The 15,874-nt window shown below is 38.0% G+C and carries 12 protein-coding genes; 4 read left to right on the top strand and 8 right to left on the bottom strand.

The window, feature by feature from the left end:
• Nucleotides 1-2: 2 nt before the first annotated feature.
• Nucleotides 3-2,471 carry a glycoside hydrolase family 31 protein gene (locus AC27IF_RS05285; RefSeq protein WP_487052765.1) on the bottom strand — a complete coding sequence of 823 codons (2,469 nt, stop codon included), beginning with the start codon at nucleotides 2,469-2,471 and terminating at the stop codon, nucleotides 3-5.
• 282 nt (nucleotides 2,472-2,753) lie between these two features.
• On the opposite strand from AC27IF_RS05285, the gene AC27IF_RS05280 reads away from it, so the two are divergent.
• The 4 genes from AC27IF_RS05280 to AC27IF_RS05265 all read left to right on the top strand — a co-directional run bounded on the left by AC27IF_RS05280 (nucleotide 2,754) and on the right by AC27IF_RS05265 (nucleotide 8,040).
• Nucleotides 2,754-4,385 (top strand): alpha-glucosidase family protein, encoded by a 1,632-nt coding sequence (locus AC27IF_RS05280; protein WP_487052689.1) that lies wholly within the window; start codon nucleotides 2,754-2,756, stop codon nucleotides 4,383-4,385.
• A gap of 42 nt (nucleotides 4,386-4,427) precedes the next feature.
• A complete protein-coding gene (locus AC27IF_RS05275) occupies nucleotides 4,428-6,206 on the top strand; it encodes an alpha-amylase family glycosyl hydrolase (RefSeq protein ID WP_487052688.1) in 1,779 nt (592 codons plus the stop codon).
• 24 nt (nucleotides 6,207-6,230) lie between these two features.
• Complete coding sequence (locus tag AC27IF_RS05270) at nucleotides 6,231-7,385, top strand: alpha/beta hydrolase-fold protein (RefSeq protein ID WP_487052686.1); 1,155 nt, start codon at nucleotides 6,231-6,233, stop codon at nucleotides 7,383-7,385.
• Nucleotides 7,386-7,530: 145 nt separating this feature from the next.
• Nucleotides 7,531-8,040, top strand: coding sequence for a DUF2780 domain-containing protein (locus AC27IF_RS05265; RefSeq protein ID WP_487052685.1), 510 nt, complete (start codon nucleotides 7,531-7,533; stop codon nucleotides 8,038-8,040).
• 68 nt (nucleotides 8,041-8,108) lie between these two features.
• Here AC27IF_RS05265 and AC27IF_RS05260 read toward each other — a convergent pair whose 3' ends face one another.
• From AC27IF_RS05260 to AC27IF_RS05230, 7 genes are all read right to left on the bottom strand, one after another.
• The gene (locus AC27IF_RS05260; protein WP_487052684.1) at nucleotides 8,109-8,942 is read right to left on the bottom strand and encodes a substrate-binding periplasmic protein; all 834 of its coding nucleotides are present in this window, start codon (nucleotides 8,940-8,942) and stop codon (nucleotides 8,109-8,111) included.
• A gap of 173 nt (nucleotides 8,943-9,115) precedes the next feature.
• Nucleotides 9,116-10,192: a class II fructose-bisphosphate aldolase gene (gene fbaA, locus AC27IF_RS05255; protein WP_487052683.1), complete on the bottom strand. Its 1,077-nt coding sequence runs from the start codon at nucleotides 10,190-10,192 to the stop codon at nucleotides 9,116-9,118.
• Nucleotide 10,193: 1 nt separating this feature from the next.
• A complete protein-coding gene (gene eda / locus AC27IF_RS05250) occupies nucleotides 10,194-10,817 on the bottom strand; it encodes a bifunctional 4-hydroxy-2-oxoglutarate aldolase/2-dehydro-3-deoxy-phosphogluconate aldolase (RefSeq protein WP_487052682.1) in 624 nt (207 codons plus the stop codon).
• Nucleotides 10,818-10,866: 49 nt separating this feature from the next.
• Complete coding sequence (locus tag AC27IF_RS05245) at nucleotides 10,867-11,808, bottom strand: sugar kinase (protein WP_487052681.1); 942 nt, start codon at nucleotides 11,806-11,808, stop codon at nucleotides 10,867-10,869.
• A 4-nt stretch (nucleotides 11,809-11,812) separates the two neighbouring features.
• A complete protein-coding gene (locus tag AC27IF_RS05240; RefSeq protein WP_487052680.1) occupies nucleotides 11,813-13,189 on the bottom strand; it encodes an MFS transporter in 1,377 nt (458 codons plus the stop codon).
• Nucleotides 13,189-13,587, bottom strand: a complete 399-nt coding sequence (locus tag AC27IF_RS05235) for a cupin domain-containing protein (protein ID WP_487052679.1) — start codon at nucleotides 13,585-13,587, stop codon at nucleotides 13,189-13,191. The genes AC27IF_RS05240 and AC27IF_RS05235 overlap by 1 nt, the downstream gene beginning before the upstream one ends.
• Before the next feature lie 11 nt (nucleotides 13,588-13,598).
• Entirely contained in the window at nucleotides 13,599-15,782 is a 2,184-nt protein-coding gene (locus AC27IF_RS05230) for a heparinase II/III domain-containing protein (protein WP_487052763.1), read from the bottom strand.
• Between the last annotated feature and the right edge of the window lie 92 nt (nucleotides 15,783-15,874).

The following is a 15,874-nucleotide window of genomic DNA, read 5'->3' as shown; positions in this document are numbered from 1 at the left end:
GATTACTTTATTTGTAGCGTTAATGGTTTATGCTGCCAAGAAAGTGAAATGGTTAAGGTATTATTTTTCTCATTCCAAACACTGTCAATATGTTCTTTGTTTGCAATCGTTACACGACTTGGTTTTGCTTGCCAATTATGGATAACTAATGTGATATCTCTACTACTTGGCATACCCTGATAAGCATTCTTATTATGGGTTAAATTGACGGTTAAATTTTGTTCTTTCTGGCTTGCAGTAAATGATAATAGCTCAAACGCATCTTGCTTGATAGCTTGAAATATTTCACCGTCATCTTCATACATTTGATAGTCAGCTGAGGTTACTGATTTATCAGCATAATAATGTAAAGTAAGCTTACTTGCGTCATAATCTTTGGTAGATTGAATATCATCTATCATAGGGATGAAACTACCCGCTCGCACTAACACAGGTAAGGTTTCTAATTGAGTTTCGAGTTCAATAACTTGCCCACCTTGGTACTTTTTACTTGGCGAGTTTTCATCAGTAAAGTAATCAAACCAAACACCTTGAGGTAAAGGGATAGAAACTGACTTTACGCCAGCATCGACAACAGGAGTCACTAAAAAGGCATCACCCCAAAGGTAAGTTTTAGCATTATTTAATTGCTCACTCTCTAGACCTTGTTCAAAAAATAGCGGGCGCATTAATGGCATGCCTGTGGTGCTATTTTCATAAGCTAGGGTATAATTATACGGCAGCAACTTGTACCTAAGCTTAATAAATTTTCGTAAAATATCTTGGGTTTCTTTATCGTGAAAAACTACTTCTGGTGCGATATTGTCTTGTGCGTGTGGGCGATAAATAGGCTGGAAAACACCGTATTGCAACCAACGAATATACATTTCTTTATCAAATTTTTCACCGCCAGCAAAGCCGCCTAAATCAGAATGGGTGTAACCCATACCTAATAAACCCATTTGTAAGCTCAATTCAACTTGTGGTTTTAAACCGCCCCATGAACGACTAACATCGCCTGTCCAAGGGATCATGCCATAACGTTGTGAACCCGCAAAGCCAGAGCGCATCAGAATAAATGGTCGTTTAGTGGGGGCTAGCGACAATTGGTTATCAAAGACCATTTTTGCCCATTGATGTCCATAGACGTTATGGATGGCATCGCCATTAACAACACTGCCATCACTTAGTGTGTGTAAGGTATCGCTTGGATGAACTTCAGGCTCACCCAAATCCCCCCACCAGCCTGCTACACCTTGTTGGTATAAATCTTTATAGATGTCATTAAACCAAGTTTGTCCTTTGTTATTAAATACATCCACTAAACCTGTATTACCAAAGTAAAAATCAAAACGCTTTGGTTTTCCGTCTTCAGCTTTCGCTAGCGCTTCACTTTCTTCTGCATCAGCCCATTTTTTTGAGGTGGTTAAGATAAATGGCTCAGTGATTAATAAGGTATTTACCCCTTGAGCTTTAATGTCACTCATCATGTCGACTGGCGTGGGAAATGCTTTCTTATCCCAAGCTAAATTACCCATATGGCCTTGAATATCTTTACCAAACCAATATAGATCTAAAATCAAGGCATCCAATGGAAAGTCTAATTCAATGAATTTATTTACCGTATCTCGTACTTCTTGCTCACTGCGGTAACCAAAACGTGAGGCATAATTGCCAAATGCCCACCTTGGCGGCATAGGTTGTTTACCTGTCACTTCAACATAGTTATTAATGAGCTCAGGGTAACTGTCACCAGCAAAGACAATGTAAGCCATACGACCAGAGACCGCTTCAAACTGCATGATGTTTTTGTTTGATTTACCCAAATCCATCCAGCCTTTAGCAGAGTTATCAAAGAGCAATATGTACTTATTACTCGACATGACCGCAGGTATACTGAAATTCATTTGGTTGGATTGTGTTTCATAACCATAATGGGCACGGTTATATAGTGGCATTCTATGGCCTCGTCTATCCATACCTAGTACGCGCTCACCACCGCCAATAAGCTTTTCATTACCACTTAACGCGAATCGAAATCCTTGTATACTATGATCTTGCTCGTCCTCGCGGACCTTACCAGTAAAAAAGCCTTGCTCTTCTTTTAACAATAGCTGCTGCTTTTTATTATCGATTCTATAAAAGGCAATACTTAAAGGCGATTTAGTGATCACTGCTGATAATTTTTCGCTTGAAAAAGATAGTTTATTGTCTTTATCTTTCAATGAAAATACTTGCTTGCTAGCGTCTTCTTTTATCGCAAATGAAGGCAATTGAGCAGCGCTTTTAGCCAAAGAGCTTAACTTGCTGCTATCAGATTGAAAGTGTACTTCAATGGCTTGTTCGCCATAAGCGCTCAAGTTCAACTGACCTTGCGCAGTGTTGATCACTAAGGTGTTATCAGTTAATTGGTGATTAACGTAAGTGTTTTTAGTACTGGCATAACTTGTAAATGGAATAACCAAGAACGTTAAGAGTGTAGCTGCTTTCATAGAGGTAAAAAAAGTCAAAAGGTATTCCTCAAGTAAACTCATTTTATAGTAATTTCGATAATACCCCCCACAGCCAAGAGCAGCATCTTGAATACGTATGCAAGTTGAAAACTATTGGTCACTGTTGCTAGCTACAAATCAATCAATACATACGTATGCAATCATAAAATATCAATACATACGTATGCAAAGGCTATTACCTGTTTAGTTTATTACGTATTCTTGATTTAGATTCATAGACAAAAATATAACAGCAAAAATAAGTAATAACCGGGGTTAAAGATGAGTGAACAAATGTGGTGGCGCGGTGCGGTAATTTATCAGATATATCCGCGTAGCTTTTCTGATGCTAACCAAGATGGCATAGGTGATTTACCGGGTATCATTAATAAATTAGATTATATTGCTAGTTTAGGTGTAGATGCTATTTGGATATCTCCATTTTTTAAATCTCCTATGAAAGACTTTGGTTATGACATCAGTGACTATCGCGATATTGACCCAATCTTTGGCACGTTAGATGATTTTGATGAGCTTATCGAAAAAGCGCATGCATTGAATATTAAAATTATGATTGACCAAGTGCTAAGTCATACTTCAGATCAACATCAATGGTTTCTTGAAAGCCGTGAAGATCAAGCAAATGATAAAGCCGATTGGTATGTATGGGCTGATGCTAAAGAAGATGGCACCGCACCTAATAATTGGTTATCTATTTTCGGTGGTACAGGCTGGACATGGGAGCCTCGTCGTCAACAGTATTACTTGCATAACTTCTTATCTAGTCAGCCAGATCTTAATTTTCATAATAAGGCTGTACAGCAAGCAGTACTTGATAATGTTGAATTTTGGTTAAAACGCGGTGTCGATGGCTTTAGACTTGATGCGATAAACTTTTGTTTTCATGATGCTCAATTAAGGGATAATCCAGCAAAACCTAAAGAATTAAGACAAAGTATCGGCTTTGATGAAAAAAATCCTTACGCTTATCAGTACCATTATTTCAATAATACTCAAGATGAAAATTTAGCGTTTATTGAATCAATTCGCAGCTTACTAAATAAATACCCTAATACCGTGGCATTGGGCGAGATATCTTCTGAAGATTCATTGAAAACAATGGCCGAATATACCCAAGGTGAAGGCAGGTTGCATATGGGGTATAGCTTTGATTTGTTAACAGATGATTTCTCAGCAGATTATATTAAACAAGTGGTGAAATCTTTAGAGGCTAATGTTGCCGATGGTTGGCCTTGTTGGGCAATTTCTAACCATGATGTACAACGAGTGGTGAGTCGTTGGGGTAATACGCTAAACGCTGAGCACAATACTGATTTAGCTAAAATGCTGTTTGCAATGATCTCTTCTTTACGTGGAAGCATCTGTAGTTATCAAGGTGAAGAACTGGGTTTAACTGAAGCCGATATCGCCTATGAAGATATTCAAGATCCCTACGGTATTACTTTTTGGCCACAATTTAAAGGTAGAGATGGTTGTCGTACCCCACACCCTTGGGAACATGATCAAGTCAACGCGGGCTTTAGCTCAGAAAAACCTTGGTTGCCAGTTTCAGTTGAGCATCAAGAAAAATCAGTAGATTTACAAGAAAGTGACGAAAATTCAGTGTTAAATGGTTACCGCCACTTTAATCAATGGCGTAAAAATCACAGTGCGTTATTGTATGGCGATATTACCTTTATTGATTCACCAAAGCATATACTTGCTTTTATTCGACAAGATGGTGATGAACAGTTACTGGTTTGTTTCAATTTTTCGGATCAAAGCCAAACCTTTGCAAATGAATTATTTTCTAAAAAGTTATCAACACTAACGGATCATAAATTACTAACAACAAATATTGATGACGGGCAGATAAACTTGCCAGCCTTTGGTTGTTTTTACGCGACTTTATAATAATAAAAATATCTACAATAGTGCAGTTTTTGAGGGTTAAAAATGAAAAAGCAGTTTTTACAATCGAGTGTGTTAATACTGAGTTGTGTATTTAGTAGCATAGCTGTTAATGCAAAAGTAACTGATGCGAAACAAGATAGTACAGCAAAGGCTGCTAAATTGGCGCCATATCAACAAAGAGACTTCCAAGATGAAGTGTTCTATTTTGTTTTACCTGATAGATTTTATAATGGTGATACCAGTAACGATCTTGGTGCCGCCGCCGGTGATAAAAAACGTGCCATATCGCGTGGTGGTTTAGATAAAACAGATAAAGGTATGTTCCACGGTGGTGACTTAGTTGGTCTTACTGAAAAATTACCTTATTTAGATAATATGGGCATTTCAGCTATTTGGTTAACGCCAGTGCTTCGTAACCAAGCGATGCAAGCGGATAGCTCAGGGTACCATGGTTACTGGATTTTAGATTTTACTGAAATTGACCCTCATCTAGGTAGCAATGCTGACTTAAAACACTTTATCGATGAAGCACATAAGCGTAATATCAAGGTGTTTTTCGATATTATTACTAACCACACCGCCGATGTTATCAAGTATAAAGAGTGTCATGGCGAAGATGGCTTAGGTTGGTTAATCGAAGAAGGGAATTGCCCTTTTAAATCGTTAGCACAAATGGCTAAGGGTGATAAATACACACCACTAATTCCTACTGGCAACGAAGAACTTAAAACACCAGCATGGCTTAATGAAATTAGTGCTTACCATAACCAAGGTGACTCTTTTTGGGAAGGTGAAAGTGCGATTCGCGGTGACTTTAGTGGTTTAGATGATGTTGATACTAATAGCGACTTTGTTGTTAAAGGTATGACACAGATATATACCGATATTATTGATGAATTTAGACCCGATGGTTTTCGAATTGATACCGTTAAGCATGTCAATATTGAGTTTTGGCAGTCGTTCTCTCCAGCACTTATTAATCATGCTAAAAAAATAGGCATCGATAACTTCTTTATGTATGGCGAAGTGTATAGCTTTGACTCAGAATTTTTAAGTCAATTTACCACCAAGGCTAAACTACAATCGGTTTTAGATTTTGCTTTACAAGGTGCGATAAGAAGTACGCTAGTCGATCAAAAAGGCACGAATGAATTGGCGAATTTATTTGCTCAAGATCATTTTTATACGACAGATCATGATGGCTTAGAGAACACCAATGCCAATCAACTGGTCAATTTTACCGGTAATCATGATATGGGACGCTTTGCTTTCTTCTTAAAAGACAGCAAGTTTAACTATAGTGAAGCAGAGCAAATTCAGCGTAACTTACTGGCTAATGCCATTATGTATTTCAGCCGTGGTGTACCGGTTGTGTATTATGGTGATGAACAAGGTTTCATTGGTGATGGTGGTGATCAAGCTTCTCGCCAAGATATGATGCCTTCAAAAGTGGCGAGTTATAATGATGACGACTTATTAGCGACAGATAAAACGACCGCGGATGATAACTTTGATACAAGCCACTTGTTTTATCAAACTTATGCTAAGTATGCAGACTTGTATCAGCAATATCCTGCATTACGTTTTGGTGAGCAATCAACGCTTTATTCACAAGATAAGCCAGGGATTTTCGCTATACAAAGAGCTTATACCGCTAACGATAAAGCGCAAGATGTTATTGTGGTTTTCAATACGGCGAAAGAAACGCAAAAACTTAATACCGTCACTAAACTAGCTAATGCCAAGCTAGTGTTCCAATCTACGAGTAATGAAACGGGTACTATTGCACCGCTAAGTTTTTCTATTTACCAAATTAATTAGTAGATAGATAGACAAGGAGTTGTTGTGAAAAAGGTTGTCTTGATTTTAGCTCTGTCTGCAGTCTCAATATCAATTATCGTTTCAGCCTTTTTTACTGATGACAGTAATGCAATTACTTTTGTACTTGAATCGCCAACGTTAACGGCTGAAAGTGATGTCTATGTTGAAGGTAACCATAGCCAACTAGGCTCATGGCAACCGGATCAAATCAAGATGACTTACTTTGGGGTAAAGAAAGGGGGTCATCGTTGGCAAAAGACCTTAAGCTTTCCCCGCGGAGAAATTATCGAGTTTAAGTTTACTCAAGGTAGCTGGTCTAATGAAGGCGCCAATCCAGATGGCTCACCGTTAGCTAATAATTATTTAACGGTAGCATCGTCACAAACCGTTATTACAAAAATCACCCATTGGCGCACTGGCGTAGACTTACCTGTACACGGACAAATTACCGGTATGGTTAAGTATCATAGGCAATTAACCGGTGAGGGCGTATTACCCCGAGATATCATTGTTTGGTTACCACCTAATTATCAACAAAATAACCAAGACCGCTATCCTGTATTGTACATGCATGACGGCCAAAATATTATCGATCCAAATACCTCTTCATTTAAAGTTGATTGGTCGGTTGATGAAGCGCTAACCACCTTGATATCGACAGGAAAACTACCACCCATGATTGTGGTAGGGATGAATAGCACTGCTAATCGAGGACCAGAATACGCTCCTGGTGTTGATGGTGAGGCTTATATGAATTTTGTGGTGAATAAAGTAAAGCCCTTAATTGATAGTACTTACCGCACTAAAACGACTAGAGAGCATACTTTAGTTGGCGGCTCATCGATGGGAGGAATGATATCGTTAATGCTGTTATGGCAATATGATGAAGTTTTCTCAAAGGCTATTTGTATGTCACCTGCTTTTAAAATTGAAACGCTGGACTATGTTGCTGAAATTGAAAATTACCAAGGCCAGAAAAAAGACATCAAAATTTATATCGACAATGGTGGCGTCGGGTTAGAAAAGCGTCTGCAACCAGGGATTGATGATATGTTGCAAGCTTTAAAGGCACAAGGATTTCAAGATGACTTACGCTGGGTTGTTGATGAAAGTGCTCAACATAGTGAAGCTGCTTGGGCTGAACGTTTTCCATTAGCGTTAACTTGGTTAATGGAATAGGTTGGCAATTTTTATTCTCTTCTGTCTGGCTTATGTGTTTTATCGCAACGATATCATAGTGATTAAGGTTAGCTAACCTAGTTAATAACATGTTAATATTTGTTTAATGTCATCTAAAATTAAGAGCACTAAAGGAATACTTATCATGAAAGCCAATGTAGTTTTATTATCAATCGCAATGGGAGTTGTTGCTATGCCAACAGTTGCGATTGAAATTCCAAATGTATTAAAAGAGCAAGCCAAAGAAGCTAAAACAGAGCAAAGTGCCAATAGCAATGAATTAGTAACGCTTGCTGCAAGTCAACTTGGCTTGTCAGAAAGTACTATCACTAGCGGTTTAGGCTCACTATTTAAAGTAGCAAAAGACAACTTGTCTGCTGACAACTTTTCAATGTTATCTAATGCAATTCCAGATATAAATACTTATATCAAAAAAGCACCTAGCTCTTCTTTATCAGGTGTTTCTTCTTTATTTGGCAGTACTGATACTAGTAAAAAAGCGGAAGGGATTGCTTATTTAGACTCTGCCTTTAAAGAATTAGGCATTCCAAAAGACAGTATTCCAACCATGGTGAGTACCGTTAGTGGTTATTTGGAAAGTAATGGTTATGGTGATGCTTCGAACATGCTTAAATCAGGGTTAAGTTTCTTATAGCATTTCTCTATTGCTGTATCTAAATGATAAAAGCCGATAGTAACTATCGGCTTTTATGTTTTATCATCTTATTGTTGATACTCTTTATCAAACTCAAACCATAGCTCCTTTCGATGTAACGGTGTTAATTTAGGCAAGTTGGTTGATTTAACTGAAAATACCGTACGCTGTGAGAGTTTCGCTCTCTTTAATTTATCTTTATAGTACTTATTAAATAGCGCTTTTAGCATACCGTTGCTCACCATAAGCTCCAAACCTTCAGTTAAGCGTTTAGCTAGCCTAGGCTCTGTTGGAGACACAAAAATGTAGGTTGGTGCAGGAATATAAAGAGCAATATTGGGTGCAACCATTAAATCCTTTAACGACTCTTTATGGGCTGTAATTTCATCGTAAATCTCATTAACTCCTCTTGGAATATAATCAATACGCTGGCTCTGTAGCATATAGAAAAGCCCTTCATATGAGCTTGAAACATTTAAAGTAAAGTTGTTATTAGCTAACACCTTTGTTGTCGCCCAGCCGCGGCGAACTCCGGCTTTTAAATTTTTTAAATCGTCAAGGGTAGTAATAGAGGTAAAGTCAGTTTGGTTATTTTTATTAATTGCTAATAAGCGATAATTCAATATCCCCCGTCGAATAGGAATGCGAATAGCTAAAGTATTGTCTTCCCATAGCTGGGTAGTGAGCGCTACGAAGGTATTAATGGTATTGCCTGATTTAATTTCTAATATAGCTCTTTCTATCGATGTTGCTGGCCCTTGAAGTTTTATTTCATAGTCGCCAAATTCAGGCTTAGTTAAGGTTAACGCTTTATTGATAAGCTCCATTTTATAAACTGAGCGTATGTCGGAGCTTGCTTGTCCTAGGTTAATCTTAATAACATCAACGGCAAATGTAGTCATTGAATTGATTAGACAGCACAACAAGAAAATGAACTTACTATGGAATAACACATTATCTTCCTTTGTTAATAGCACACCAACCAGTTCGATTGGTGTGCTTAAAAGGTTTAGCTATTTTTATTGAGTATAGCCAGTAAAGGTAACAATTCCATTCTGTTAGATTTTAAAAAAGATTAATATCTGTCTTTACAATTTAAATCTAAAAAGCACTTTTGCAGTCGTTCATTCATGCTTTCTTCTGCTTTTCGTAACCAAACTCTAGGATCATAGAATTTTTTATTTGGCGACTCATCTCCTTTCGGGTTACCAATTTGACTTTGTAAGTACTTAGTTTTTTTCTGATAATACTGATGTACACCTTGCCAACATGCCCATTGAGTATCAGTATCAATATTCATCTTGATAGTACCGTAAGAAATTGCTTCTTTAATATCACCAATATCAGATCCCGAGCCACCATGAAAAACAAAATTTAATGGATGGTGGGGTAGTGAATATTTTTCAGCGACATAAGCTTGAGATTTTTTCAAAATCATCGGTGTTAAGGTGACATGACCTGATTTATAAACACCATGAACGTTTCCAAAAGAAGCGGCGACAATGAAGTTACGACTAATGGCACTTAACTTATTGTAGGCATAAGCAACATCTTCTGGTTGCGTATAGAGTTTAGCGTTATCGATATTGGTGTTATCAACGCCATCTTCTTCACCACCAGTACAGCCTAATTCAATTTCTAAAGTCATCGCCATGTTAGACATTCGCTTTAGATAATGAGCTGAAATAGCAATGTTTTCTTCAAGCGTCTCTTCTGATAAATCAATCATATGAGAGCTAAATAAAGGCTCGCCAGTTAGTTCAAAATGTTTTTCACCTTCAGTTAATAACCCGTCGATCCAAGGTAATAACTTTTTAGAGGCATGATCGGTATGGATAACTACAGGTATGCCATAAAACTTTGCCACACTCTGAATATACTTAGCCGCAATAACTCCACCTTGAATAGCAGCATCCATAGCGGATAAGTTAGCGCCTTTGCCAATAAAAAATGCAGCCCCTGAATAAGACAACTGAATGATAATAGGAGAATTAATTTCCTGTGCTGCTTCTAAAGCGGCATTAACGGAATTAGTACCAACAACATTCACTGCAGGTAAAGCAAACTGGTTTTCTTTGGCATAATCAAAAAGCACACTAAGATCTTCACCAAAGACAAAGCCGCTATTAATTAAGTCGGATAAAGGTTTCATTTTAATCAGTACTCAGAGCTTCTCTACAAGCGGCGGTGATTTCAGACCATTGACCAGACTCAACCCAATCAGCTTTGGCAACCCAAGTACCACCCACAGCAAAAACATTTTTTAGCGATAAAAAGTCCTGTTGATTGTTTTGACTGATACCACCTGTAGGACAAAAGGTAATATCACTAAACACTGAGCCCATGGCTTTTAAGAATGGAGCCCCACCAGATAATGACGCTGGAAATAATTTTAGCTCTCTATAACCAAACTCTCGAGCCAGTAAAATATCGGCGGCATTTGATACACCCGGTAAAACAGGCACTGAGCAATCAGCTAGATCAGATAATAATCGCGCAGAAATAGTCGGAGTAATAATGAAGTCACTTCCTGCTTCAATAGCTTGTTTTAAAATGTTGGCGTCAACTACGGTACCTGCACCAACTTTTAATTCTGGTAATTGTTCTTTGATGGCTTTAATAACATCAATAGAAGCTTCGGTTCTTAAAACAACTTCAACTAAATGAATGCCAGCAGCAGCCATTGCCTTGGCAATTTCAACGCCTTGAGTCACTGTGTTAGCTTGAATAATAGGTAGCAGTGTTTGCGTTCCCATTAAGTGGGAAAATGAATTCATGCTTTTTCCTTGATAAAAATTGATAGATTTTGGATGTAATTAAAAGAATTTAACTCGATTGTTTAATGAAGTTAGAAAATATATCTCGGTCAACAATAGCGCCGTAATGTTGTATAACAAAGCCTGCTGCTTTTGATGCTAAATCTACCGCTGAAGATATATTATGTCCTTCAACTCTAGCACCCAGATAAATACCATTAAATGAGTCACCTGCAGACGTTGTATCAACAACATGCTCCACCGGCGTGATCGGAAAATGATATGCCTTTTCATCGGCATAGCAAAAAATACCTGCTTCGCCATTTTTGATAACTAATTCTTTGAACTGGTATTGTTTACAAAATTCATACACTGCTTCTGAGTTATCAATTGAGTAAAGTTGTTCAAAATCATCAACACCGGGTAACAAGGTATCAGCATATTTAAAGGCTAATTCAAATTGCTCCTTAGCTTGCGCTTGGCTATCCCACATGCGAGCACGGTAATTTGGATCGAATACAATTGAAACCCCAGCCGCTTTGAGTTTTTCAACCATCAGCCAAAATGCTGAGCGAGCCGCTGGCTCAACTACAGCCAGAGAAATCCCTGAGAAGAAAAACATATCACCTTGCGAAAGTGCATTAATAGCATCTTCGTCAATATGTTGCATCACTTGTCGTGCCGCAGAGTCACTGCGCCAGTAGGTGAAGCTACGCTCACCTACATCATCAAGTTGAATAGAATATAAACCAGGTATCTTGGTCTGAGATTGATAAACAAAATCAGTACCAATATTTTCATTATCAAAATACTGGATCATATCGGTACTGAAGTTATCTTGCCCAACGGCTGTTACTAGGTGCACTTTTACCTCAGAAAAAGTGCGCTTTAAGTAGACGGCGGTGTTAAAAACATCACCAGCGAAAGACTGCTTTAATGTAGTTGATGACTTATCTTGTGAAGATGCCATCAACTCAATCATACATTCGCCGAATAAAAAAATGTTTTTCATGAAACTAACCTTTCTCTTGTATGGGTTGAGCATTTTCTATTGAATCGGTTGTGTTTGGCTTTATAGGTTCAACTTTTGGAATAAGGAACCAAATTGCAGCCATAGCAATAATTGCTAATGATCCACCAATGATAAATACAGGCATATAACTCACAACACCATCTGCATCCGGGCGAGTTAAAATTGGTACTAATGCAATTAAACCAGCTACTGCTAATTTAGCAGCCATACCGGCAAAACCGGCAAGTGTACCAACTGAATTTTTACTAAATAAGTCACTTGGGAGTGTTTGAACATTACCAATAGCGGTTTGGAAACCAAATAAAATAACTGCCATGGTGAGAACAATAGAAATACTTTCGTACTCTTTACCAATCACTAAAAATAATGGGTAAACCATTAAAACAAACGCTGGTAGCATAATTAAACAACCCAACGTAATGACTAACTTACGAGTTTTGTCTGTATTCCATCCCGCACTAAAGCGATTTTGAGCAAGAAGACCACCAAACCATGCACCAAACATTGCGCCTACGTATGGTATCCAACCGTATTGAGCAATTGCTGCAAGATCCATATTGTATACATCAGTAAGGAAAATCGGTGTCCACACAACAAATAACCACCAGATAGGGTCAATCGCAGCAGAAGCTATAATAACTCCCCAACTTTGTTTATGTTTAAGTAACTCGGTTGTCGTTGGTGTGTATGCATCTTCTTCAGATTCAACTACTTCAGAGTGCTTCTGACCCGTTAAGATATATTCACGCTCTTCTGGGGTGATCCAAGGGTGAGCGCCTGGTGGTGCTTTAACAAGAATACACCAAGGAATAAGCCACAATAAACCAATTGCACCAATAACAATAAACACGGTTTGCCAGCTATTATGAAGCGCCATCCAAGCAATTAATGGTATTGAAATAATCCCACCAATAGCAGCACCCGAGTTAAAAATACCTTGAGCTAAAGCTCGCTCTTTAGCGGGGAACCAGTCAGCGTTACTTTTTGTCGCACCAGGCCAGTTACCTGCTTCTGCAACACCTAAGATTGCTCGGAATATAGAAAAACTCAGTACACCTTGTGCAAAAGCATGAAGCACAGTAGCGATAGACCACACACCAATAGCCAGAACAAACCCTAATCGAGTGCCAACCCAGTCAAATATTTTACCGAAGATAGCTTGACCGAAAGCATAAGAGAACACAAAAATCACTGAGATTGTTGCATAAATTTGATTTCGCTCATACGGGCTGCTATCAGGAAATAAATCGACTGAAATTGATGGCCAAAGTACACTAAGTGCTTGACGATCAATATAGTTTATAATAGTGGCTAGTGCGATTAACGCAATAACCCACCAACGTAATCCTTTTAATTGCATTATTTATCCTCCACGGGTTTACTGTTTAGTTTTTCTACATCGATATTATCAAATGCGCCTGCAGGTAAGAAGTCTTCACGAGGAGGGCTAAAGGTATCAATCAAGATACCGCCTGTCGGGCAAGTAGCACCATGGTCTGCCCATGGTTGTATTAAACAACTGTCACCAGCTTTCATTATTGTGGTGACACCATCAATGTTAAAATGAAATTCACCTTCTACAACATAAGTGACTTGAGAATGTCGATGAGCATGATTGTAACCAATTGCCCCTTTATCGAACCAAATTTTAACGGCCATTAATTCGTGGTTGTAACCTAACATTTGACGTTTTAAACCGCCGCCAATGTCCTCAATTTCTGCGTCACTTGCAGATGTAAAAATGTCACTTTGACTCATAATTAAAACCCTTACTTCTTAATTTCGAAAAATGTAAAACGGCTACTAAATTGATACTCTGAGCCATTGAACGAAAATTTATTAACCTGTTTAGCTTTACTGTTTTTAGTTGAGTTAAAAGCCAATAAATAATGCTTATTGCCTAAAAAGCTAATGGTGACTATGTCTATTTCTTTATCTTTACTATGTGTTAAAGCCTGTAACTTACTAACTGCATCTATGGTGAATTCTTTTGATGGGTTGTATTCACCGTGTGGCTCTAAGACACTGACAAAAGAATGGTTTGCCACTTGCTCTTTACGGTAAATAAATGCGTTTTCATTACGTAGGTTAAACAAAGGATCGTTAGCACCAAGCTGAGTAAAGATTATCGAGGAATCGCCATCCATAAGTGAAGATTGTGTATAGAACTTGCCATTTTCATTTAACCAAGTGATCTGAGCTAGTCCTGATTTTGGCTGTGCTTGTGATTTTAACCATAAGTGCTGATAGCCATTATCTTTTCCTAAAACTGGTAAGCTGGTTAAATTAGTATCTAAATCAAAGTTTGTACTAATTAAATGGCCTTTATAATGAGTAGGTAAGTCATATTGGTGTTTGTTTTTAGCTGAGGCATCAAATATATCCACCACTAAAGCTTGCGCTAACTCAGGTATCTTAATCAAAGCCATAGTGCGCTTTAAGTTAACATCTGGATAAGCGGTATTGATTTGGGCTGAGCTAACAGTAATGTTTTCATCTTTTTCAAAAAAGATTAACTCTGGCGTATTGGCATTGCCGACTTTTACATTAGCATTAAAATGGCTTTGTTCATCAACTATTACAGTGTTATGCGCAACTGTTTGTTTAGCCCATGTTTTATTCTCAGGCAGGTATCTGCCACCATATTTGGCTTCTACATTTAAAAAACGTGCCGCACCATAATCTGAAACAATCTCTTCGCCGCTATCATAAAACTGCCAAGTTAATTTATCAAAATGGCCGTGCCCCAAACCCTGTGCTGCAGGTTTAAATAGTAATGCTTGTTCGCCATCAACATCTTGGCGCATGATAACTAACGCACCTTGCTTGCCGTCATTACCGTCGCCAAATGCTACCGATTTAAAATGATAGGTTTGTTCAAGGTTTTCATCTAATGCCTGAGCAACCTTTAAACCATCCCCCGTTAATAAAATCTGATCTTGCTGCTTGGCAATATCAAGAAAGCCAGTATCGCCTGTTAACCCATAAGCTATGGTAACCCCATTAACTAATTCTATGGTGTCCGTCCCTTTAGATTTGATGGCATCATTGATGGGAAAGAAAAGTTTGTTGTAACTTAATTGAATCGTAGTATCTATGGCTTTTAGTACAATACCGTCTCGATATTCAAATATTTTACGCTGTGGCTCATTAGTCTCAATGGCTTTTGCAAAGGTGATAAAAGGCATTAAAGCGTAACGTTGGTAATAAGGACCTTCGTTATAATAACCTTGTGGTGAAAATAGTTCGTCAAGTTGTCTTAAAAAGCCACCCTTGCCAGATTTATCTAATCCATAAAGCGCTTGTTCAACCCACTCTAATTCACCCAAGACATAACCTGTCATACCAACTGCGGCCGTTGTCCATGTGCCGTGATTATGAACCTTGTTAAAGGTTTCAGGTGAATCTACCGATAGAAACTTAACAATAGGGCGAAATAAACCTGTCTCAATTTTGTTTTTTTCATTACTCGTTAATGACGTTAAAATTAAATCGTAAGCTTGGCTAGTGTGAACTAACCACACGGCCTCATTTAAACTTTGCCAAAATAATTTTCCTGGGTTTTGTTTGCCAACTTTTCTTTTAGGATGCACCGGTAGGGTAGGGTAAAGCTCGGCGTAGCTTAATAGCATGTCACGAACAAAATTAGCATAACTAGTATTATCTGTAAGCTGATAAAGCACACCAGCATCATACATTAATTTATAATTTTTCTTATGGCGCTCATGGGTATAGCCGCCACCACCATCTTTAGGAATAGGCACTACCATAGGACTCTTTAAGGCAGCATCAACAGATTTTTGTTTAGCTAAGAAAGCCGTTTGAAACTTACCAGGTTTGGTAATGGCAACTTTCATCTGAGTAACATCATTTTTATCAATCACTAAATTAGGATGCTCTGCAGCTTTAGTTTCAGTGATGGAGAATAATATTGATGCACAAAACAATAGCATTGCGGAACTTTTTAGTATTGAGTTAACAATGCTTTTGCTTAACATGTTTTGTACCTGCTTTGTGTGAGTGTTAATAAACAATTTAATACCTA

Source organism: Colwellia sp. KS18-150 (genome assembly GCF_057551365.1).
Note: the sequence above shows the minus strand (reverse complement) of the source record. Positions and strands in the feature narration are given on the sequence as shown.